This is a genomic window from Nonomuraea thailandensis, assembly GCF_024172165.1.
Lineage (GTDB): Bacteria > Actinomycetota > Actinomycetes > Streptosporangiales > Streptosporangiaceae > Nonomuraea > Nonomuraea thailandensis.
Map to the genome: position 1 here is coordinate 12,580,486 of NZ_JAMZEB010000002.1, position 21,765 is coordinate 12,602,250.

22 protein-coding genes are annotated in these 21,765 nt (G+C 73.7%); 14 read left to right on the top strand and 8 right to left on the bottom strand.

The genetic code is table 11. From position 1 onward, the window contains the following. Positions 1–37 precede the first annotated feature (37 nt). The 6 genes from HD597_RS62455 (at position 38) to HD597_RS62480 (ending at position 8,275) form a co-directional block, all read left to right on the top strand. Positions 38–3,682, top strand: a complete 3,645-nt coding sequence (locus tag HD597_RS62455; RefSeq protein ID WP_253758889.1) for a nitrate reductase subunit alpha — start codon at positions 38–40, stop codon at positions 3,680–3,682. Further along, positions 3,682–5,235: a nitrate reductase subunit beta gene (gene narH / locus HD597_RS62460; protein WP_253758891.1), complete on the top strand. Its 1,554-nt coding sequence runs from the start codon at positions 3,682–3,684 to the stop codon at positions 5,233–5,235. The genes HD597_RS62455 and narH overlap by 1 nt, the downstream gene beginning before the upstream one ends. Beyond that, on the top strand, positions 5,232–5,951 hold the full coding sequence (gene narJ, locus HD597_RS62465) for a nitrate reductase molybdenum cofactor assembly chaperone (protein WP_253758894.1): 720 nt from the start codon (positions 5,232–5,234) through the stop codon (positions 5,949–5,951). Before narH ends, narJ begins: the two co-directional genes overlap by 4 nt. Further along, positions 5,948–6,640, top strand: coding sequence for a respiratory nitrate reductase subunit gamma (narI, locus tag HD597_RS62470; protein ID WP_253758896.1), 693 nt, complete (start codon positions 5,948–5,950; stop codon positions 6,638–6,640). The genes narJ and narI overlap by 4 nt, the downstream gene beginning before the upstream one ends. Before the next feature lie 5 nt (positions 6,641–6,645). Beyond that, positions 6,646–6,993, top strand: a complete 348-nt coding sequence (locus HD597_RS62475; protein WP_253758898.1) for a hypothetical protein — start codon at positions 6,646–6,648, stop codon at positions 6,991–6,993. A gap of 106 nt (positions 6,994–7,099) precedes the next feature. Then, positions 7,100–8,275 (top strand): MFS transporter, encoded by a 1,176-nt coding sequence (locus HD597_RS62480; protein WP_253759986.1) that lies wholly within the window; start codon positions 7,100–7,102, stop codon positions 8,273–8,275. A gap of 57 nt (positions 8,276–8,332) precedes the next feature. Here HD597_RS62480 and HD597_RS62485 read toward each other — a convergent pair whose 3' ends face one another. Together HD597_RS62485 and HD597_RS62490 are read right to left on the bottom strand one after the other, a co-directional pair. Further along, complete coding sequence (locus HD597_RS62485; RefSeq protein WP_253758900.1) at positions 8,333–9,760, bottom strand: nitronate monooxygenase; 1,428 nt, start codon at positions 9,758–9,760, stop codon at positions 8,333–8,335. Further along, positions 9,753–10,760: an Acg family FMN-binding oxidoreductase gene (locus HD597_RS62490; RefSeq protein ID WP_253758902.1), complete on the bottom strand. Its 1,008-nt coding sequence runs from the start codon at positions 10,758–10,760 to the stop codon at positions 9,753–9,755. Before HD597_RS62490 ends, HD597_RS62485 begins: the two co-directional genes overlap by 8 nt. Positions 10,761–10,903: 143 nt before the next feature. On the opposite strand from HD597_RS62490, the gene HD597_RS62495 reads away from it, so the two are divergent. After that, the gene (locus HD597_RS62495; RefSeq protein WP_253758904.1) at positions 10,904–12,517 is read left to right on the top strand and encodes a DUF885 domain-containing protein; all 1,614 of its coding nucleotides are present in this window, start codon (positions 10,904–10,906) and stop codon (positions 12,515–12,517) included. Between the two features lie 59 nt (positions 12,518–12,576). On the opposite strand, the gene HD597_RS62500 is transcribed toward HD597_RS62495, so the two are convergent. After that, positions 12,577–12,729 (bottom strand): hypothetical protein, encoded by a 153-nt coding sequence (locus tag HD597_RS62500; protein WP_253758906.1) that lies wholly within the window; start codon positions 12,727–12,729, stop codon positions 12,577–12,579. 47 nt (positions 12,730–12,776) lie between these two features. Here HD597_RS62500 and HD597_RS62505 point away from each other — a divergent pair, with 47 nt between their 5' ends. The 4 genes from HD597_RS62505 (at position 12,777) to HD597_RS62520 (ending at position 14,398) form a co-directional block, all read left to right on the top strand. Continuing rightward, positions 12,777–13,109: a DUF6968 family protein gene (locus HD597_RS62505; protein WP_253758908.1), complete on the top strand. Its 333-nt coding sequence runs from the start codon at positions 12,777–12,779 to the stop codon at positions 13,107–13,109. Between the two features lie 67 nt (positions 13,110–13,176). After that, on the top strand, positions 13,177–13,518 hold the full coding sequence (locus HD597_RS62510; protein ID WP_253758910.1) for a DoxX family protein: 342 nt from the start codon (positions 13,177–13,179) through the stop codon (positions 13,516–13,518). 92 nt (positions 13,519–13,610) lie between these two features. Beyond that, positions 13,611–14,048 (top strand): hypothetical protein, encoded by a 438-nt coding sequence (locus HD597_RS62515; RefSeq protein WP_253758912.1) that lies wholly within the window; start codon positions 13,611–13,613, stop codon positions 14,046–14,048. Positions 14,049–14,173: 125 nt separating this feature from the next. Beyond that, positions 14,174–14,398: a hypothetical protein gene (locus tag HD597_RS62520; RefSeq protein ID WP_253758913.1), complete on the top strand. Its 225-nt coding sequence runs from the start codon at positions 14,174–14,176 to the stop codon at positions 14,396–14,398. On the opposite strand, the gene HD597_RS62525 is transcribed toward HD597_RS62520, so the two are convergent. Further along, positions 14,364–15,023, bottom strand: a complete 660-nt coding sequence (locus tag HD597_RS62525) for a cyclase family protein (protein WP_253758914.1) — start codon at positions 15,021–15,023, stop codon at positions 14,364–14,366. The two genes, HD597_RS62520 and HD597_RS62525, sit on opposite strands and share 35 nt — an antisense overlap. A 29-nt stretch (positions 15,024–15,052) precedes the next feature. Further along, positions 15,053–15,796, bottom strand: coding sequence for an SDR family oxidoreductase (locus HD597_RS62530; RefSeq protein WP_253758915.1), 744 nt, complete (start codon positions 15,794–15,796; stop codon positions 15,053–15,055). An 83-nt stretch (positions 15,797–15,879) separates the two neighbouring features. Here HD597_RS62530 and HD597_RS62535 point away from each other — a divergent pair, with 83 nt between their 5' ends. Further along, positions 15,880–16,353, top strand: a complete 474-nt coding sequence (locus HD597_RS62535; protein WP_253758916.1) for an RrF2 family transcriptional regulator — start codon at positions 15,880–15,882, stop codon at positions 16,351–16,353. A gap of 48 nt (positions 16,354–16,401) precedes the next feature. On the opposite strand, the gene HD597_RS62540 is transcribed toward HD597_RS62535, so the two are convergent. From HD597_RS62540 to HD597_RS62550, 3 genes are all read right to left on the bottom strand, one after another. Next, the gene (locus HD597_RS62540) at positions 16,402–16,596 is read right to left on the bottom strand and encodes a ferredoxin (protein WP_253758917.1); all 195 of its coding nucleotides are present in this window, start codon (positions 16,594–16,596) and stop codon (positions 16,402–16,404) included. A gap of 28 nt (positions 16,597–16,624) precedes the next feature. Continuing rightward, positions 16,625–17,836, bottom strand: coding sequence for a cytochrome P450 (locus HD597_RS62545; protein ID WP_253758918.1), 1,212 nt, complete (start codon positions 17,834–17,836; stop codon positions 16,625–16,627). A gap of 80 nt (positions 17,837–17,916) precedes the next feature. After that, complete coding sequence (locus HD597_RS62550; RefSeq protein WP_253758919.1) at positions 17,917–19,098, bottom strand: NAD(P)/FAD-dependent oxidoreductase; 1,182 nt, start codon at positions 19,096–19,098, stop codon at positions 17,917–17,919. Between the two features lie 136 nt (positions 19,099–19,234). Here HD597_RS62550 and HD597_RS62555 point away from each other — a divergent pair, with 136 nt between their 5' ends. Together HD597_RS62555 and HD597_RS62560 are read left to right on the top strand one after the other, a co-directional pair. Then, entirely contained in the window at positions 19,235–19,873 is a 639-nt protein-coding gene (locus HD597_RS62555; RefSeq protein ID WP_253758921.1) for a TetR/AcrR family transcriptional regulator, read from the top strand. 364 nt (positions 19,874–20,237) lie between these two features. Next, a complete protein-coding gene (locus HD597_RS62560; RefSeq protein ID WP_253758922.1) occupies positions 20,238–21,467 on the top strand; it encodes an alpha/beta hydrolase domain-containing protein in 1,230 nt (409 codons plus the stop codon). Positions 21,468–21,765: the final 298 nt, after the last annotated feature.

The window sequence follows — 21,765 nt, forward strand, 5'->3', positions numbered from 1 at the left end:
CTGCCTTCCGCCACGGCCCGGCCCCGAGGCTGGTGCCATGCCCGATATCGACGCGGTTCCCGGCATGGGGCCGTTGCTTGCCGCCAGGACGTTCTTCACCAAGGCCGAGGTGTCGGCCGACGGCCGCACCCTGCACCAGATCGACTCAGGCGCGTGGGACCGCTTCTACCGCGACCGATGGGCGCACGACAAGGTCGTGCGCTCGACCCACGGGGTGAACTGCACGGGCTCGTGCTCGTGGCAGGTGTTCGTCAAGGACGGCCTGATCACCTGGGAGCACCAGGCCACCGACTACCCGTCGGTGGGGCCGGAATCGCCCGAGTACGAGCCGCGCGGGTGCCCCCGTGGCGCGTCGTTCTCCTGGTACACGTACTCGCCGTCCCGCGTGCGCTACCCGTACGTGCGCGGGGTGCTGCTGGAGATGTGGCGGGAGGCCCGCGACCGGCTGGGTGACCCCGTGCTGGCGTGGGCGGAGCTGACCGGCGACCCGGAGCGGGCGCGGGCGTACAAGCGGGCGCGCGGCAAGGGCGGGTTCGTGCGGTCGAGCTGGGACGAGGTCCTGGAGCTGATGGCCGCCGCGCACGTGCACACGATCAAGCAGTACGGTCCTGACCGGGTCGTGGGATTCTCGCCCATCCCCGCCATGTCGATGGCCTCGTTCGCGGCCGGCACCCGGTTCCTGTCGATGATCGGCGGCACGCTGCTGTCCTTCTACGACTGGTACGCCGACCTGCCGATAGCCTCCCCGCAGGTGTGGGGCGACCAGACGGACGTGCCCGAGGCCGCCGACTGGTGGAACTCCCGCTACCTGATCATGTGGGGCTCCAACATCCCGGTCACCAGGACGCCGGACGCGCACTTCATGACCGAGGCCCGCTACCAGGGCACCAAGGTCGTCGCGGTCAGCCCCGACTACGCCGACAACGTCAAGTTCGCCGACGACTGGCTGTCCCCGCACCCGGGCACGGACGGCGCGCTGGCCATGGCGATGGGGCACGTCGTGCTGTCGGAGTTCTTCCGCGACCGCCAGGTGCCCTACTTCACCGAGTACGCCCGCAAGTACACCGACCTGCCGTTCCTGGTCACGCTGGAGCCGCGGGGCGACGCCTACGTGCCGCGCCGCTTCCTGACCGCCGCCGACCTCGGCGAGAGCGGCGAGAACGCGGAGTTCAAGACCGTCTTCCTGGACGAGCCGAGCGGCGCGCCCGTCGTGCCCAACGGCTCACTCGGCTTCCGCTGGGGCGAGGAGGGCGAGGGCCGCTGGAACCTCGACCTTGACGGCGCCGCCCCCGCCCTGACGCTGCTCGGCCGGCGCGCGGTGGAGGTGGACCTGCCGCGCTTCGACGAGGGCGACACCGAGGGAGGCTCCGCCATGCGGCGCGGCGTGCCCGTCGCCGAGGTGGGCGGCAAGCTCGTCACGACCGTGTTCGACCTGCTCATGGCGCAGTACGGGGTGCCGCGCGACGGCCTGCCGGGGGAGTGGCCGACCGGGTACGACGACGCCGCGCAGCCGTACACGCCGGCCTGGGCCGAGGAGATCACCTCGGTGCCGGCCGCGACGACCGCCAGGATCGCCCGCGAGTTCGCCCGCAACGCCGAGGTCACCGAGGGCCGCTCGATGATCGCGATGGGTGCCGGCACGAACCACTGGTTCCACTCCGACCAGATCTACCGCGCGTTCCTGACCCTGACCACGCTGACCGGCTGCCAGGGCGTCAACGGCGGCGGCTGGGCGCACTACGTCGGCCAGGAGAAGGTCCGGCCCGTCACCGGCTTCCAGCACCTGGCCTTCGCCTTCGACTGGCAGCGGCCGACCAGGCACATGGCCGGCACCGCGTTCTGGTACCTGGCCACCGACCAGTGGCGTTACGAGCGGATCGGCGCGGACGAGCTGGCCAGCCCGCTGGGCGAGGGACTGTTCGAGGGACGGTCGTTCGCCGACTGCAACGCCCAGGCCGCCCGGCTGGGCTGGCTGCCCTCGCACCCGACGTTCGACCGCAACCCGCTCGTGCTCGCCGACGAGGCCAAGCTGCAGGGCATCCCGGTCGCCGAGCACGTGGTGAACGAGCTGAGCGCCGGCCGCCTGCGCTTCGCCGCCGAGGACCCCGGCGACCCGGCCAACTTCCCGCGCGTGCTCACCGTCTGGCGGGCCAACCTGCTCGGCTCCTCCGGCAAGGGCAACGAGTACTTCCTGCGGCACCTGCTCGGCGCCGACGCCGAGACCCGCAACGAGGAGGGTGACCGCCCGGCCGAGGTGACCTGGAGGGAGGAGGCCGCCGAGGGCAAGCTCGACCTGCTGACCACGATCGACTTCCGGATGACGTCCACGGCGCTGTTCGCCGACGTCGTGCTGCCGGCCGCCACCTGGTACGAGAAGCACGACCTCTCCAGCACCGACATGCACCCGTTCGTGCACGCCTTCAACCCGGCCATCGCCCCGCCCTGGCAGACCCGCTCCGACTACGACACCTTCCTCGGCCTCGCCGACGCCTTCTCCAGGCTGGCCGCGACCCACCTCGGCGCCCGTACCGACGTGCTGGCCGTGCCGCTCACCCACGACACCCCCGACGAGCTGGCCCAGCCCGGCGGCCGGGTGCTCGACTGGAAGCACGGCGAGTGCGAGCCGATCCCCGGCAGGACCATGCCGAAGATCGTCACGATCGAGCGCGACTACGCGGCCGTCGCCGAGCGCATGCGCGGCATCGGGCCGCTCTTCGGCCGACTCGGGCTGACCACCAAGGGCATCACCTACCAGGTCGGGCCCGAGCTGGTGCACCTGCGCGGCAAGAACGGGCTCACCCCCGAGGGCCGGATCTCGCTGGAGACGGCCGACCGCATGTGCGAGGCCATCCTCGCGCTGTCGGGCACCACCAACGGCCGCCTGGCCACGCAGGGCTTCCAGACGCTGGAGCGGCGCACCGGGACGCGGCTGGCGGACCTGGCCGCCGAGCACGAGGGCAAGCGCATCACGTTCGCGGACACGCAGGCCAGGCCGCAACCGGTGATCACCTCGCCCGAGTGGTCCGGCTCCGAGACCGGCGGGCGCCGCTACTCGGCGTTCGTGATCAACGTCGAGCGGGACAAGCCGTGGCACACGCTGACCGGGCGGCAGCAGTTCTTCCTCGACCACGACTGGATCATCGAGCTGGGGGAGCAGCTCCCCGCGTACCGGCCGCCGCTCAACCTGCTGCGCCACTACGGCGAGCAGGGCGAGGGGGAGGCCACCGAGGTGACGGTCCGCTACCTGACCCCGCACTCCAAGTGGTCCATCCACTCCGAGTACCAGGACAACGCGTACATGCTGGCGCTGTCGCGCGGCGGGCCCACGATCTGGATGAGCGTCGAGGACGCCGCGCGGATCGGCGTCGCCGACAACGACTGGATCGAGGCCTACAACCGCAACGGCGTGGTCGTGGCCAGGGCCGTCGTCTCCCACCGCATGCCGGCCGGGACCGTGTACATGTACCACGCCAAGGACCGCAACGTGAACGTGCCGCTCACCGAGAAGTCGGGCCGGCGCGGCGGCGTGCACAACTCCCTCACCCGGCTGCTGCTCAAGCCCAGCCACCTCATCGGCGGGTACGCGCAGTTCACCTACGCCTTCAACTACTACGGGCCGACCGGCAACCAGCGGGACGAGGTCACGGTCATCCGCCGCCGCGGCCAGGAGGTGACCTACTGATGCGCGTCATGGCACAGGTGGCCATGGTGATGAACCTGGACAAGTGCATCGGCTGCCACACCTGCTCCGTCACCTGCAAGCAGACCTGGACCAACCGGGAGGGCGTCGAGTACGTCTGGTTCAACAACGTCGAGACCAAGCCCGGCGTCGGCTACCCCAAGCGGTACGAGGACCAGGAGCGCTGGCGCGGCGGCTGGCAGCTCGACCGGCGCGGCCGGCTCAAGCTCCGTGCGGGCGGCCGGATCAAGCGCCTGGCCAACCTGTTCTCCAACCCCGACCTGCCCGGCCTGGACGACTACTACGAGCCGGCCACCTACGACTACGACACCCTGCTCAACGCCCCCGCCGGCCCGCACACGCCGGTCATCCGCCCCAAGTCCGCCATCACCGGCGAGGACATGGCCATCACCTGGGGCGCGAACTGGGAGGACGACCTGGGCGGCGCCCCCGAGCACGCCCCGGCGGACCCGAACCTGGCCGCGATGGCGGAGCGGGTGCGGCTGGAGTTCGACCGGACGTTCATGTTCCACCTGCCGCGCATCTGCGAGCACTGCCTCAACCCGGCCTGCGTGGCCGCCTGCCCGTCGGGCGCCATGTACAAGCGGGAGGAGGACGGCATCGTCCTGGTGGACCAGGACCGGTGCCGGGGCTGGCGCATGTGCGTGTCGTCGTGCCCGTACAAGAAGGTGTACGTCAACCACCGGACCGGCAAGGCCGAGAAGTGCACGTTCTGCTTCCCGCGCATCGAGGCCGGGCAGCCCACCGTGTGCGCCGAGACCTGCGTCGGCCGGCTGCGCTACATCGGGCTCATCCTGTACGACGCCGACGCCGTGCTCGACGCGGCCCGCGTCGAGGATCCGCGCGACCTCCTGGAGGCGCAGCGCCGGGTCTTCCTCGACCCCGACGACCCGGCCGTCATCGCCGCCGCCCGCGCCGCCGGGATCAGCGAGGACTGGATCGCGGCCGCCCGGCGCTCGCCGATCCACCGGCTTGCCGTGAAGTACCGGGTGGCGCTGCCGCTGCATCCCGAGTACCGGACGATGCCCATGGTCTGGTACATCCCGCCGCTGTCGCCCGTGCTGGACGCCGTCACCGGCGTGGGCGCGGACGCCGACGACCCCGACAACGTCTTCCACGCCATCACCGACCTGCGGATCCCCCTGGAGTACCTGGCGAGCCTGTTCTCGGCCGGGGACACCGAGGTGGTGGCCGGGGTGCTGATGAAGCTGTCGGCCATGCGGGCGTACATGCGGGCCAGGACCATCGACGGCAGCCAGTCCGGCGAGCTGCTGGAGGCGGTGGGGATGACGGCGGCCGACATGGAGGAGATGTACCGGCTGCTGGCCATCGCCAAGTACGACGAGCGTTACGTCGTGCCCGCCGCGCACCGAGAGGACGCCGCCGCGCTGTCCGCCCAGGCCGACGGGTGCAGCCTCGACGGGGAGGGCGGGCCCGGCATGGGCGGCTTCCACCCGCGGGGGCTGACCGGGCGGCGGAGCGACGGGCGCCTCGGGCTGAAGCTGTTCGCCGGCGGCAGGGGAGGTGCGGCGTGAAGCTCCGCCACACCGAGGAGCGTGCCGCCGCGCGTCCGGAGGGCTCGCGTGTCGCGGACGCGCGGGGCAGGGCCGCGTTCCTGCGGCTGGTGTCGCTGCTCCTGCAGTACCCCGACGACGGCCTGCTCGCCGCCCGCGACGAGCTGTGCCGCGCCGCCGACGCGCTGCCCGGCTCGCCGGGACGGGACAGGCTGGTCGCGTTCACCGGCTGGTACCGCGAGTGCGAGCCGCTGCCGCTGGCCCGCTCCTACGTCGAGACGTTCGACCTGCGCCGCAGATCCAGCCTCTACCTCACCTACTACCTGCACGGCGACACCCGCCGCCGCGGCATGGCCCTGCTCACGCTCAAGCAGCGCTACCGCGTGGCCGGGCTCGTCCCGCCGGAGGGCGAGCTGCCCGACTTCCTGCCGGTGGTCTGCGAGTTCGCCGCCCTGGCGGGGCCCGTCACGGGCGAGGCGCCGCTGCGCCAGCACCGCAGGGGGCTGGAGCTCATCCGCTCCGCCCTGCGCTCCGCCGCGTCGCCGTACTCGCTGGTGCTCGACGCGCTCTGCGCCGAGCTGCCCGAGCTGTCCGCGGCCGACCGAGCCGCCGTCGCCGGCCTCGCGCTGGACGGGCCGCCCGCCGAGGAGGTCGGCCTCGCACCCTACGGCCCGCCGCTCGACGAGACGCGTGCGCCCTACGGGCCGCCGCTCCACGAAATGGAGGTACGGCCGTGAGCGTCGCGCTCTGGGTCGTCGTCCCGTACATCGCCCTGACGATCTTCGTCGTGGGGCACGTCTGGCGCTGGCGGGTGGACCAGTTCGGCTGGACCACCCGCACCACGCAGGTGCTGGAGAGCCGGATTCTGCGGCTGGGCTCCCCGCTGTTCCACCTCGGCGCGTTCGCCGCGATCGGCGGGCACGTCCTGGGGCTGCTCGTCCCCAAGAGCTGGACCGCGGCCGTCGGCGTGGACGAGCACCTGTACCACCTGGTGTCCGTCAGCGCCGGCACCGTGGCCGGGCTCATGGTGGTGGCCGGGCTCGCGCTGCTGCTGGCCCGCCGCTTCACCAGCCCACGGGTGCGCCGCACCACGACCCGCGCCGACAAGGTGCTGTTCGCGGTGCTGGCGGTGGTGATCCTGCTCGGCATGAGCGCCACCGTGGGCAAGAACCTGCTCGGCGGCGGCTACGACTACCGCGCCACCATCGCCGTCTGGTTCCGCGGCGTGCTCTCCTTCCGGCCCGACCCCGACCTCATGACCGGCGTGCCGCCGATCTTCCAGCTGCACGCCCTGTCGGCCTGGCTGCTGGCCGCCATCTGGCCGTTCACCCGGCTCGTGCACGTCTGGTCGGCGCCGATCGCCTACCTGTGGCGGCCGTACGTCGTCTACCGGCGGCGCGCCGTGCACGCGGCGGCCGGGAAGTGAGCGCCGTGCGGAGCGCGGCCGCGATCCTGCTGGGCGCGTACGCCGCCGCGCTGGCCGGCTCCCGCCTCGCCCCCTCCAGCAGGGCCGTCTACCTGCGGCGCGCTCGCGGCTACCTGACCTGGATCGCGGCGGCCGTGGCCGGCGGGCGGCTGGCGGAGGAGCCGCTGGCCGACATGACCGCGGCCGTCCGGGCCGCCCGCGCCTACCACCGGGCGCTGACCGGCCGCTGCACCCCCCGCACCGCCGACGGCGTGCGCGCCGCCGTCGAGGACTTCCACACCCGGCTCGGGCCGGGCGGCACGGGCATCCCCCGCGGGCCCGCCCCACAACCTCTCGCAACGCAATCCCTGTGAGGAAGACATGACGAATACCTCACCCACCGGCACCTCACCCACCGGCACCTCACCCCACGGCACCTCACCCGCCGGCACCTCACCCGCGGGCCGCCGACCGGCGGTGATGCTCGCCCTGGCGACGCTGGGCTTCGCGGTGAACTTCTGGGCGTGGGCGCTGCTCAGCCCGCTCGGCCCCCGATTCAAGGAGTCGCTCGGCCTGTCGGCCGCCCAGCAGGCGCTGCTGGTGGCCGTCCCCGTGATCGTCGGCTCCCTGGGCCGCATCCCCGTGGGCGCGCTCACCGACCGGTTCGGCGGGCGCGTGATGTTCCCGCTGATCTCCGTCGCGACCATCGTGCCCGTGCTGTTCATCGGGGTGGCGGGGCAGACGTCGTTCGCCGCGCTGCTGGCCGGCGGCTTCTTCCTGGGCGTCGGCGGGACGGTCTTCGCCGTCGGCGTGCCGTTCGTCAACGCCTGGTTCCCGCCGCACCGGCGCGGGCTCGCGGTCGGCGTCTTCGGCGCCGGCATGGGCGGCACCGCGATCAGCGCCCTGACCACGGTGAGCCTGGTCAGGACGGGCGGCGCGGCCACCCCGTTCCTGATCACCGCCGCCGTGCTGGCCTGCTACGCCGCCGCCGCCTGGCTGGTCCTGCGCGACGCGCCGGGCCGTACGGTGGCGACCGAGCCGCTCGCCGCGCGCATGGCCGCCACGCTGCGGCTGCCGATCACCTGGCAGGCGTGCGTGCTGTACGCGGTGGCGTTCGGCGGGTACGTGGCCTTCTCCGTCTACCTGCCCGCCTACCTCCAGACCGGCTACGGCCTCGAACAGGCCGACGCCGCCAACCGGATGGCCGGGTTCGTGGTGCTGGCGGTGCTGCTGCGGCCGATCGGCGGCTGGCTGTCGGACCGCGTCGGCCCGGTGCCCGTGCTGGCGGGCGGGTTCACGGTGATCGCCGTGATGGCCGCCGTGCAGGCGCTCACCCCGGGGCTGATGCCGATGGGCACGATCGCGTTCCTGACCATGGCCGCCGCGCTCGGAGCGGGCAGCGGCGCCACGTTCGCCCTGGTCGCGCAGGTCGCGCCGGCCGACAAGGTGGGCTCGGTCACGGGGCTGGTGGGGGCCGCCGGCGGGCTCGGCGGGTTCGTGCCGCCGCTGCTCATGGGCTTCATCTACGGCGAGCTCGGCTCGTACGGGCTGGGCCTGGCGCTCCTGGCGGTCACGGCCGTGATCACCCTCGCCCTGACGGTCACCGTGATCCGCACGGCGGCCACCCGCCGCACCGCCGGGGTCGCGCCCGGCTGAGCCAGGGGCATGCGAAAGGGCGCCGCCGCGCGATCCGCGCGACGGCGCCCTCGGCTGTCAGAGGTGGGCTTCGAGCAGGATGTGGGCCACGACGTTGGCGGCCGAGTAGTCGTCGGGCAGGCCGTCGAGGAAGCCGGTGTCCTGGCCCAGGGTCAGCAGGGGCGGCTCGGCGTACCCGTCGGCGCGGTGCTGGCCGAGCCCGATGGCGGCCAGCAGGCCGTTGCACAGGCAGCGCCGGCCCTCCGCCTCCTCGGCGGGACGGCCCTTGCGCACGTAGACCTCCACCGGCTCGGCGGCGCAGCGGTAGCCGAGCGAGCCGTCCGCCTTCTCGTACGGTGTCCGCAGGTAGCCCAGGTCGCACAGGCGGGGCCGGGCCTCGTACACGTCCTGCTCCGACAACGTCCCCGGCACGGCGGCGACCTTGAACGGGAACCCCGTGGGCGAGGCCCGCGGGTCGTTGCGCACGAGCCCGGCCTTCCTGCGCAGCCGGCGGCGCAGCGCGGGATCGAGCCCGGACTCCCGGCACAGCGCGAACGCCGACCCCACCTGGATCCCCTCGGCGCCCGCCGCCAGGGCGCGCTCCAGCCCGCCGGGCGTGCCGTAGCCGCCGGCCAGCCAGAACGGCAGCCCGAGCGCGGCCACCTTGGCCAGGTCGGCCTCGTCGCGCGGCCCGTACACCGGCTCGCCCGCCGCGTCGACGACCATCCGCCCGCGCGGCGGCGCGCTGTGGCCGCCCGCGACCGGCGTCTCGATCACGAACCCGTCCGGCCTCGTCAGGGGAGCGCGGGCCAGGTAGGCGGCCAGCACGTGCGACGAGACGATCGCCAGGAACCGGGGCCTGGGCACCGGCGCGAGCCGCCGGCCGAGCAGGGCCGCCGGGTCGATCCCGGCCGTGTGCCCCTCGCCGTCCGCCACGGCGACCGAGATCCGGCCGGGGCGCTGCCCTGCCAGGTCGTCGAGCAGGCGCGGGATCTCGGCCGGGATGCCCGCGCCCATCAGCACGTAGTCGGCTCCGGCCAGCACCGCGCCGTAGGCGGCGGCGGGGGTGGCGAGCTGGATCTTCTCCAGGTAGTTGACGCCGACCGGGCCGCCGTGCCCCTCCTTGGCGAGGAACACCTCGGCGAAGTTGGCGACCACGGTCAGCTCGTCACGGGCGCGGCTGCCGCGCAGGCCGAGCCTGGGCACCGGCCGGTAGGGAACGCCTTCGGCGGTGCCGCCGGGCACGAAGTAGCGGCCGAGCACCCGCTCGGCGATCTCGGGCACGGGGAAGCTCGCCAGCGCGCGGCGCAGGTCTCCGCCGGGGTCGCCGAGCTGCAGCCGCCTGGCCAGGGTGACGTCCAGCGCCGTGCCCGACACGACGCCGAGCTGGCCGGTCATCGCCACGGCCCGCGCCAGCCGCCACCCGGACACCCCCACGCCCATCCCGCCCTGGATCAGCACCGGACGGATCGGCGCGGGCTCCGTCACGTGCGTCGGGTCAGCCACGCCGGGCCTCCCGCAGGTCGACGACCTCGTACACCGGCCGTCGCGGCACCCGCGCGACCGGCGGCCCGTAGCCGAACCTGGCCAGCATCTGCACGTGCCCGAACGGCCCCGCCCGGTCGCCGCGGTGCTGCGGAGCGCGCAGGTCCAGCGGCTGGCTGAACAGCGACGCCGCCAGGCCGTGCGCGGTGGCGGTGAGCAGCACGCGCTGCAGCGCCTGCCCGGCGCGCAGCCAGTCCCGCGGCCCGTCCTGCCTGGTGAACAGGGCCGCCAGCCGCGGCTCCGGCTCGAAGACCGCGCTCGGCCGCGCGGCGCCGGGGGCGAAGTCCCGCAGGGGCAGCGCGCCGCGCACGGGGCGCGGGCCGAAGGCGTGCTCGGGCACGCCGTCGGAGCGGACGTCCGAGCCGGTCCATCGGGCCAGCTCGGCCCGGTACGACGCGTCGGCGGCCAGCGTGTCCTCGGCCGCGCCCACCATGTCGAGCACCCGCCGTGCCGTCCTGCCCGTCACCGGCACCAGCGTCGCGCGCTCGGCGTGGGCGGCGTGGACCAGCTCGACGAAGACGTCCCTGGGCGGCGGCTGCCCGTCGAAGGGGAACCGGTTCGTGCGCCGGTGCGGGATCATCCCGTACAGCAGGCACTCGTCCGCCCGCGGCGGCTCTCCCGGCACGGCCCGCACGGTGGCCAGCAGGTCGGGGCGCTCGCCCGGATCGGGCAGGGCCGTCACGCGCGCGTCGTGGCCGGTCATCCGGAGCGCCAGCCTGAGGTTGAACAGCGCGGCCCCGCAACTGATGCCGAGCCCGCGCCCCATCGGGTCCGTGGCGATCAGCAACCGGTCGAGGTCCGCGTACAGCTCCATGGTGGCGTCGTCGACCCGGCGGAAGCGCCAGGGCTGGGTGTTGTGCACGGACGGCGCGGCCACGGCGGCGCCCACCGCCCTGCGCACCCCGGCACGCGTCGCGAACGGCGGCGCGCCGGGATCGGTCACGGGGACATCAGCAGACATGAACCCAAGATGTCGTGATCCACCAGGCCCGAGGCAGGGACCAAAGTCCCTCAGAACAGGTCCGATGGACCCGTGCGCGAGGCGGCCCCGGACCAGGCGAGACGATCTACCGGCACGCCCGGCCGTCCGGATACTGTGACCCGATGACACCGATCTTCAGGCTTTGTGAGCAGTATGTCGGGAAGTCGGCCGAACTCGATCCGATCAGCGCGGAGATCTCCGGAGTCTCCGCCGGTTTCGCCCCGGCGACCGACTTCGGCCCGGACGGCCACGCCGCCCGCGCCGAGCTGATCCGCCGCACCCTGGCCGAGCTGTCCGGGCTGGCCGTGACCTCGGAGGCGGACCGGCACGCGGCCGACCACCTGCGCGAACGCCTGGAGGCGGAGTCGGCCTGGCACGAAAGCGGGGAGCCGCTGCGCGAGCTGCGCGGCCAGTTCGGGCTGGTCAACCTCATCCGCGACAGCGTCGACCTGCTCCCGCGCGGTGACGACGACCGATGGCGCGACGTCGCCGCCCGCCTGGAGGCCGTGCCGGTGATGCTGGCGAGCTGGCGCGCCGGCCTCGACCTGGGCCTGGACAGGGGGCTGCCGGCGGCCCGGCGGCAGGCGCTGGAGGCCGCCGCCCAGGCCGAACGCTTCGCCGGCGTGCACGACGCCCTGGTGACCTCCTACGGCGACGGGCCGCTGGCGGGCGAGCTCGCCGCGGCGGCGGCCTCGGCCCACGCCGCCTACACCGAGACGGCCCGCTACCTGCGCGCGGACTACGCGCCCCGGGCGGCGGAACGGGACGGGGTCGGCGCGGAACGTTACGCCGTGGCGGCCCGGCAGAGCCTCGGCGCCGACCTGGACCCGGTGGAGGCCTACGCCTGGGGCTGGGCCGAGCTGGAACGGATCGAGGCCGAGATGGCCACCGAGATCGAGCGCGTCCGGCCGGGCGCGAGCTGGCCGGAGGTGAGCGCGTTCCTCGACGAGACCCACTGCGTGGCCGGGGTGGACGCCTACCGGGGCTGGCTGCAGGAGCGGCACGACCGGGCCATCAGCGAGCTGGACGGCACGCACTTCGACATCGCCCCGCCGCTGCGGACGGTCGAGGTGACCATCGCCGCCGCGTCGGCCGCCGGATCCCCCTACTACACGCCGCCGACCGAGGACCTGGCCCGGCCCGGCCGCACCTGGTGGCCGCTCGGCGGCCGGGAGCGGTTCGCGACCTGGCGGGAGCTGACGACCGTCTTCCACGAGGGCGTGCCCGGCCATCACCTGCAGATGGGCGCCGTGATGGCCGCGGGGGACACGCTGTCGCGCTTCGCCCGGATCGAGGGGGTGAGCGGGCACAGCGAGGGCTGGGCGCTGTACGCCGAACGGCTCGCGGACGAGCTGGGCTGGTTCGCCGACCCCGGCACCCGGCTGGGCATGCTGGCCGGGTCGGCGCTGCGCACGGCGCGCGTGGTCATCGACATCGGCGTGCATCTGGAGCTGCCGCTGCCCGACGGGTCGCGGTGGACGTTCGGCAAGGCGTGCGAGGTGCTGAGCGAGCGTGGCCGCGCCAACTCCCACCGGGTCCATCCCGAGGTGGTGCGCTACTTCGGCTGGCCCGCCCAGGCGATCTCCTACAAGCTCGGGGAGCGGGCCTGGCTGGCGGCCCGCGAGACGGCCATGCGGCGGCCGGGGTTCGACCTCAAGGGCTGGCACACCGCCGCCGTCGGCCTCGGCCCGATCGGCCTCGGCCGCCTCGCCGAGACGCTGGAGCGGGTGAGCTGACCGGCCGGTCCGGTCGGCGCCGTCGGCGGACCGGTGGTGCGGCCTTGCCCCCCGGCCGGTCAGGTGAGTGCCGCGCCGGCGGCGGGCCGGCCGGCCCGCAGCTCGCCCCGCGCCGCCTCGATGGCCACCTCGAGAGCGCCGGCCACGCCGGTGCCGTCGAAGCAGGCGGTCCACGCCACGGCCACGCCGGCCAGCGGGGCGGCGTCGTGCACGACGTACGTCGCCGCCGGCCGCGCGCTCCTCGGTCAGACTGATGACCATGGCGATGACGTACGAACTCGGCGAGATCATGGCAGAACGGCAGCTCGACGCCGTGACCACCGAAGGCGCCCGCTCCCAGGTGACGATCAGGCTCGGCAGGCCGCGTCCCGACGAGCTGAGCGCGAACGGCGACTGGTGCTGCCCGCACCGGATCACGGGTCTGGGGGAGGAGAGCGTCGGCGTGGCGTTCGGCGTGGACTCGCTGCAGGCCCTCCTGCTGAGCGTGTACAAGGTGCGGCTGAAGCTGGACGAGCGGGCGGCGGCCGCGAACGTCCGGCTCGACTGGCTGGGACAGCCGGATCTCGGCCTGGAAATCGTCCCGCGCGACTGAGTCACACTTTCGCGGCGCCGGGGGTCAAGGCGATGAAGACCTCGAACGCACCATGAAGGAGCACCCGATGAACATCGCCTACACCGTCGTCACCGTCCTGGCCGCCCTCTGGGTGGGCTTCTCGGCCCTGTCGGTCTTCATCAGCGCCAAGTGGGTCGTGGAGCCCCTCGCCGAGTACGGCGTCGCCCGCCGCTGGTGGCCGTGGCTCGGCACCGCCAAGGCCGCCGGAGCCCTGGGGCTGCTGGCCGGCCTGTTCGTGCCGGTGATCGGCGTCCTGGCCACGATCGGCCTGGTGATCTACTTCACGGGGGCCCTCGTCACCGTGGCCAGGGCCCGCTCGTACGCCCACCTGCCCTTCCCCCTGCTGTACCTGGCTCCGGTGGTGGGCGCGTTCCTGCTCGGAGCATGAAGGAACGGCCGGCGCGGCGTGGCGTCACCCGCAGGGGGCGGCGGCCTGGCCACAATGAGGAAAGGCCAGGTCACAGCGTACCGGGAGGGCGAATGCGGGCCATCGTCGGCACGGCGGCGGCGGTCGTCCTCGTCCTCGCCGCCCCCGGGGCCGCCCACGCCGGGACGCCGCCGTGGCGCAAGCTCACGTCCTTCTTCGTCACGCCGTACGCGCCCCACCAGAACGACGTCATCCGGGTGCTCCTGCACTGCCCCGACGAGGCGAACCACGCGATCGTCGGCTCCACCGCCTTCCCCCTGAAGGGCTCCTGGCGCGCCTACCGCGAGGTGGGCGTCGGCCTCACAGGGCGGAACTTCGGCAGGCGGGGCATCATCATCTCCCGGTACGCGCCGCCCGGGCACCACGAGGTGCGCATGAAGTGCGTCAAGGTGACCATCGACAAGGCCACCCACCTCAGGAAGGTCAAGGTGCTCAGCCGCGCTTCGGAGCCGCTCTTCGTCCGGGAGTTCCGCGTCCGGCAGTACTTCTGACCCGGCTGAGCCCGGCGCAGGCGATCCCCATACCCTCGGGTCGGCGAAATCGCGCCGCACGGGTTCATGGCGCACGAGCACAGCGCCCACGGCGTGCTCCAGGGCCTGTTGCTGCCGGCCCTGCTGTGGTCGACGTGGAGGCCTGCACCTGGCTGGGCAACCAGGCGCACGTCGGCGAGAGCGCGCCGCTCGGCGGGTTCTACGCGCCGGCGCTGTTCGGCGGGGCGGCGCTCCACCTGGGCGGGCACGTGCTGTTCGGCAACCGAGTACGCCGAGCAGCGCCGCGAGCTGCGCCAGTAGGCTCCGGCGCCCCGGTCAGCCGTGCAGCAGCGCGTACGCGCGTACGGTGAAGGTGCCCATGCCGCGGACGGCGGGCGGAGCGGCGTGGAAGGTGAACGAGCGCCCCGCCAGCCGCTCCAGCCCGGTCAGGTGCTCCACCACCGGGATGCCGGCGGCCAGCAGCTTCGTGTGGGCCGGGCGGGACAGGTCGCCGACGTCGTCGATGTTCACCGAGTCGATGCCCATGAGGGCGGCCCCCTGCTCCGCCAGCCATTCGACGGCGCCGGAGGTCAGGAACGGGTGCGACGGGTGGCCGTAGCGCTCCGTGCGCCAGTGCCGGTCCCAGCCCGTGTGCACCAGCACCGCCCTGCCGCGCACCTCGTGCTTGTCGAACGCCTCCGGCCCGATCGCCCTCGGGTCGCCGGCGGAGACCAGCACCCCCTCCAGGTTCACCAGCTTCGACAGGGGCAGCTCGCTCAGGTCCTGGCCGTCCGGGTAGCGGTGGAAAGGAGTGTCGAGGTAGGTGCCGGTGTTCGCCACCATGCCGATGCGGCCGATCTGGAACTCCGTGCCGGGGGCGTACGTGCCGCGCGACGACTCCCGCGTGACGTGGTCGGCGATCTCGGGCCCCGGCAGCCCCGGGTAGGTGATCATGCCGTGCTCGACGACATGCGACAGATCCACCAGCTCGTTCATCCCAGCCCTCCCTGCTCGACCCCTCGACCCTACCTCTGCTGCGCTAGCCACTCCTCGAAGGTGGTCGGCGCGAGGCGGGCGCCCTCGCCGGGCAGCAGCGCGTCGCCGGCCATCTCCGTGCCGAACAACGCCGACCACGTCGGCACCAGCCTCACCTCGCGCCCGCGCGCCTGGTGCGTCCGGCGGGCCATGTCCACCAGGTCCTGCGGCTCGGGCCCGGCGACGTCGGCGTAGCGTCCCTTCGGGTCGCCCACCGCGATCTCGGCCAGCACCCCGGCCACGTCGGCGGGCGCGATCGGCTGCACGAGCAGCGGCGCGATCGTGGCCACGCCGTCCTGCTCGGTCCAGCTCGACACCATCGCGGCGAAGTCGTGGAACTGCGTGGCCGGCACGATCGTCCACGGCACCGGGCCCGCCTCCACCAGGCGCTCCTGCTCACGCTTGCCGGCGTAGTGGGCGTTGCCCTCCACGCGGTGCACCCCCACGATCGACAGCAGCACGTGGTGGCGCACCCCTGCTCGCTCCTCGGCGGCCAGCAGGTTGCGCGTGGTGTCGGCGAAGTAGGCCACCGTCTCCTCGCGCGTGGCTCCCTGGCCGTTGACCGCGTCCACCACCGCGTCCACGCCGGTCAGCGCGGCGTCCAGCCCCTCGCCGGTGACGAGGTCCACGCCGAGGGAGCGGCTGATGCGCACCACGTCATGGCCGTCCCGTTCGAGGGCGGTGGCGGTCAGGGCGCCGATGTTCCCGGTCGCGCCGGCAACGGCGATCCGCATGATGATCTCCTTCTCGATCTCGTATCGTCCCGACCGTATCTCGGACTAAATCGATCCGCAATATCCGCGATATGCTGTCGATCGTGAAGCTGCCCGTGAGCACCGAATGGCTCTTGCACTGCGCGACGTCCCTCGCCCAGCTCGACCCGGGCGCCACCGCCTCGGCGGCGCAGCTCGCCGACTACTACGACCTGCCGGCCCCCTACCTGGCCAAGCAGCTCCAGTCGCTCGTCAGGGCCGGGGTGCTGTCGGCGACGACCGGGCCGCGGGGCGGCTTCCGGCTGGCGCGGGCGGCGTCCGAGATCACGCTGCTGCAGATCGTCGAGGCGGTGGACGGCGCGGCGATGCCGTACGAGTGCCGCGAGATCCGTCAGCAGGGGCGGGGCGCGCTGCCGCCCGAGGAGTGCCGGCGCGCCTGCGTCCTGGCGGAGAAGATGGCCGACGCGCACCGGGCGTGGCGGGGCAGCCTCGCCGGGGTCTCGCTCGCCGACATCCTCGCCGAGCTGCCCGCGTACGCGCCGGAGCGCACCAGGTCCCGCCTCACCGGCCGGACATGACAAAGGGCGCGCGTGCGGCCGTCCGCACGCGCGCCCTCGAACCTTGCGTTACTCGCTCACCTCGATGGCGGCGCCGGGGCAGACCGCGGCGGACTCGCGGACCACCGCGTGCTGGTCCTCGCCCGGCTCGGCGTTCAGCAGGACCACGATGCCGTCATCCTCCCGCTGGTCGAACACCTCGGGCGCGAGCAGCACGCACGATCCGGCGCCGCAGCACTTGTCCTCGTCGACGGTGACCTTCATCTCCTGACTCCCTCCTCGTTGATCGTTGTCACCAGCGGACCGGCACGGTACGCAGGCCGCCGACCGCCAGCCCCTCCACCCGCTCCAGCTCCGTCACCGGCACCGCCAGCTCCAGCGACGGCAGCTTGCGCAGCAGCACCTCCAGCACGACCTGCAGCTCGGTGCGGGCCAGCGACTGGCCCAGGCAGGAGTGGGCGCCGGAGCCGAAGGCCAGGTGCGCGTTCGGGCTGCGGGTCAGGTCCAGCTCGGCCGCGCCCTCGAAGGCGCGCTCGTCACGGTTGGCCGCGGCCATGCTGCAGATCACCGTCGTGCCCTTGGGCAGGGTCTCGCCGCCGATCTCCGCCTCCACGGGCAGGTAGCGGGGCAGGCCGAAGCCGGAGTTGGCGTCCATGCGCAGCGTCTCCTCGACGGCGCCGCGGATCAGCGACGGGTCGGCCAGCAGCGCCTCCCAGCGGGCGCGGTCGGCCAGGAGCATGGAGACCATCTTGCCGATCATGTTCGCGGTGGTCTCGTGCCCGGCGACCAGCAGCGCCATGCCGGTGACGATGATCTGGAGGTCGGCCAGCCCGCCGTCGTCCGGGCCACCGGCCGCGAGCAGCTCGCTCAGCAGGTCCTCGCCCGGCTCGGCGCGCTTGGCGGCGATGAGGTCGGACATGTACTGGAAGAACTCGGCCTGGGCGGCGTCGATCTCGTCCTTGCCGTAGCGGGTCAGGTTGAGCAGCGTGTCCGACCAGTACGAGAACCTGTCCCGGTCCTCGGCCGGCACGCCGAGCATGTCGCAGATCACGTACACCGGAAGCGGGAAGCCCAGCGCCGCCCGCAGGTCATCGGGGGCGCCCCGCTTGACCATGTCGTCGATGAGGTCCTCGGCGATCTGCGCCATCTGCGGCCGCATGGCGGCCATGCGCTTGGCCGTGAACCACTTGCCGACCAGGCGCCGCCAGTGCAGGTGCCCGTCGCCGCTGTCCGGGATGATCTCGGCCAGGGCGCTGTTGAACACCCCCGTGCCGTCGGCCGTCAGCCGGGCCGCGTCGGGGGCGGTGAGCTGGCGGGTGAATCGGGGGTCGGCCAGCACCTGCTTGACGTCCTCGTAGCGGGTGATCAGCTTGGCCGGGTCGCCGCTGGGCAGCCTCACGTGGGCCACCGGGCAACCGCTGCGCAGCTCGGCCCACTCCGCGGGCGGGTCCAGCGCCGCGTCGTTGGGGATCGGGTAGCTCAGGACCTGCTCGTTCACACTCATTCGGCATTCTCCTCGTGCGCGGATCGTTCGGCCGCCCCCGGGCGGCCTCGTGTCATGCCTGGATCGCTGATGAGGGCCTGTCACGCGGTCGTGACGGGCCGGGTGGCGAGGTGCTGCTGTCTCAGTACGCGGGCCTGCTTCGGCATGTTCCAGCCGAGCACGCCCGTGACCTGGCCGTTCTCCCGGTAGAGCGCGGCGAAGCGGCCCTGCTCCGGGTCGCCTTCCGCGATGCTCACCTCGGCCGCCGCCGACGGCAGGCCGTGGGCCTGGATCTTGATCTCGTACTGGTCGGTCCAGAAGTACGGGATCGGCTCGTACGGGCGGTCGGCGCCGAGCACGTTGGCGGCCACCACCTGGGCCTGCTCGGTGGCGTTGGTGCGGTTCTCCAGGCGCAGCCGCCTGCCGAACCCCTCGTGCCGCCAGGACGCCACGTCGCCGACGGCGTAGACGCCTTCGGCGGCGCGGCAGCGCGAGTCGCACTCCACGCCGTCGCCGAGCGACAGCCCGCTGCCCGCCAGCCAGCCGGTCGCCGGGCGGCAGCCGATGGCCACCACGACCGCGTCGGCGGGCAGCAGCTCGCCGGTGGCCAGCCGTACGCCGGTGACCCGGCCGTCGGCCGAGGTCAGCTCCTCGACCGCGACGCCGAGCCGCAGCACGACCCCGCGTTCGGCGTGCGTGCGGGTGAGCAGCTCGGACGCCGGGCCGCCGAGCTGGTCGGCGAGGATCGCCGGGCCGAGGCCGACGAGCGTGACGTCGAGGCCCAGCTTGCGGGCCGTCGCGGCGACCTCGCCGCCCAGCACGCCCTCGCCCACGACCACCAGCCGCCTGGCCGCGGTCAGGTGGGCGCGCAGGGTGAGCGCGTCGTCCAGGCCCCGCAGCTCGTGCACCCCCGCCAGGCCCTGCTGCCCCGGGAGGCGGCACGGGGTCAGGCCCGTCGCGATGACCACGGCGTCGCCGCGCAGCGCCCGGCCGGTGGCCGTGCGCACCTCGCGGGCTGCGGCGTCGATCGAGACGGCCCGCTCGCCCCTGACGAACTCCGCGTCCAGCGCCTCGAGCTGTGCCTGCGTACGGAGCTGGGCCCGGGCGGGCTCCCAGTCGCCGGCCAGGACCTGCTTCGACAGCGGCGGCCGGTCGTAGGGCAGGTGCGGCTCGGCGTCGAGGAGCGTGAGCCGCCCCTGGTGACCCTGGCGCCGCAGCGCCTCGGCCGTGCTCAGGCCGGCGGCCGAGACGCCGACGATCAGGACGCTGCCGGGCGGGGTCACGCCGCTCCGCTCCGGCGAGAGGTGGCCCTACCTGCAGGAATCCGCATGTGACGTAGTCCTTTCCCTCGTGTCGCCCACAGATTACCCTACATCTGTAGGAAAACCTGCACATGTAGGTAGAAGGTAGGGTGAAGACGTGGCAACGAGCAGAGCAAGCAGCACCCCCACCTCGGGCGACCGGCGCGTGCGCCGCACCCAGGCGGCCCTGGCTCGGGCGCTGCTCCAGCTCGTCGAGGAGCAGGACCTGTCCCGGATCACCGTCGCCGACGTGGCCGAGCACGCCGGGGTGAGCCGCTCGACCTTCTACGACCACTACCGCGACGTGCACGAGCTGGCCGAGGCCGCCTGCACGGCGATGATCGACAACCTGATCGAGGCGCTGCCCGGCGACTTCAACGTGGCCGACCCCGCCGAGGAGGCCACCCAGTCGCTGGAGGCGTTCTTCGCCAGCCTCGCCGAGCACGCCGGGCTCTACCGCGCGCTGCTGGGGCCGCAGGGCAGCGCGCGCGTGGCCGACCACATCCGCCACCGCAGCACGGTGGCCATCCAGGAACGGTTGCGGGAGGCCATCGACGGCGCCGGCGTGCCCGAGCGGGCCAGGGCCGTGCTGGACCTGCCGCTGGACGTGCCGGCGGCGTTCACGGCGGGGGCGCTCATCGGCGTGGCCGCCGAGTGGCTGCGCGGCGGCTGCCCCCGGTCCCCGGCCGAGATGGCCGCGCTGACCTGGCCGCTGTTCCACTCGCTCTACCGCATCGACGCGCTGCCGCCTTCCTGAGCCGGGCGCCGGTGATTGTGCCGATGCGCGAAGCCGGTGGGCGGGGGAGCATCGGGCGGGGCCGGGGTTCCTCCATGCCTGGCACGGCCTGGCGCCTGGCTCCCCGGATCCGGAAGGAGATCGCGCGATGGCGCCATTCGTCAGGACGGCACGCGTCGCGGGCGCGGCACTGCTCACCGCGACCCTGCTGCCCGCTTCACCCGCTTCACCCGCTTCACCCGCTTCGGTCGCGTCGGCAACCTCGGCTTCGACCCCCTGGGCCTTTTTGCATGCTTCGGCCGCTTCGACCACCTCAGCCTCAGCCCCCTGGGCCTCTTCACGCGCTTCGGCCGCGGCGGTCGACGTCCCTCAAGTCGAGGGCCCGTTGCCGGGAGCGCCGCCCGGTGATCCCGCCTCGCCGGAGCTGCCGGAGACCTACCCGTGGCTGGCCACCGACGCCGACCTGCGCGCACTCGGCTACGTCGAGCAGGAGTTCCACCTGTCAGGCAACGCCGACGCCTACAGCGCCACGGGTGAGCTGCTCGCCGCCGACGTCCCGTACCGGACCAGGGTGATCGTCCGCCGCCCGGCGAGCCAGGCCGCGTTCAACGGCACCGTGCTGATGGAGTGGCAGAACGTCACCGCCGGATACGACCTGGACGCCCTCTGGAGCACCGAGCAGCTCACCCGCGCCGGATACGCGTGGGTCGGCGTCTCCGCCCAGCGCGTGGGCGTGAACCAGCTCCGCCAGTGGAGCCCCGCCCGCTACGGCACCCTCGACGTCACCGGCGCCGGCCTGTACATGACCGACCAGCTCTCCTACGACGTGTTCTCCCAGGCGGCCAAGGCCATCAGGGCATCGGCCCGCCCCGCCCTCCTCGGCCGCCTGCGGGCCGACACGGTGCTGGCCATCGGCGCCTCGCAATCGGCCGGCCGGCTGACCGTCTACTACGACGCCGTCCTGCCGCACATCGAGAGCGTCTTCGACGGGTACGGCCAGATCGTCGGCCCCGCCCCCACCCGCGCCGGCACGGAGCCGGTCTTCCAGGTGCTGTCGGAGACGGACGTGCGCTCGCCCGTGCGTCCGCCGGACACCGAGCGGTTCCGCCGCTGGGAGGTGGCCGGCAGCGCGCACTCCGGCTGGCACGGCTACAGCGCCCGCGTGCCGCTGCTCGCCCGCGACCTCGGCGCCCCGCCGACGTACACGTGCGCCAGGCCGCCGTTCAGCCGCGTCCCGCTGCACCACGTCCTGGCCGCCGCCTACGACCACCTGACCCGCTGGGCCCGGCGCGGCACCGCACCGCCCACGGCGCCGCCGCTGGAGTTCGCCGCGGACGGCACCAAGGCCCGCGACGAGCTGGGGCTGGCACGCGGCGGCATCCGCCTGTCACAGGTGGCGGCGCCCACCGCGCTGAACACCGGCGACAACTCGGGGGAGACGTTCTGCGTGCTGTTCGGCACGCACATCCCCTTCGACCAGGCGCAGCTCGACCGGCTCTACCCGACGCACGGCCACTATGTGGCGGCGGTCGTCCGCGCGGACGCCCGCAACGTCAAGGCCGGCTACCTGCTCCCCGGCGACGCCCGCGAGAACCTCACCGACACCAAGCCATGATCGTCACTCCGGGTGGCAGGTGAGGGCGTCGCTCCGGGCGACAGGCGAAGGCGTCGAGGCCCGATGACGCCGGCCCCCGGCTCTGGACCGGGCCGGGGCCACGACCAGGGCGAACGCCGTCGCCGCACCACGCCCCGTCATCCAACTCCGTCACCCGCCACTCGTCACCCGCCACCCCGTTACCCCGCCCCGTCACCGCGCCACCCCATCGCGGCGTCACCGCGCCACCCCATCGCGGCGTCACCGCGTCACCGCGTCACCGAGTATCCAAGCCCGCTGCCTCAGCGCCCCGCCGTGC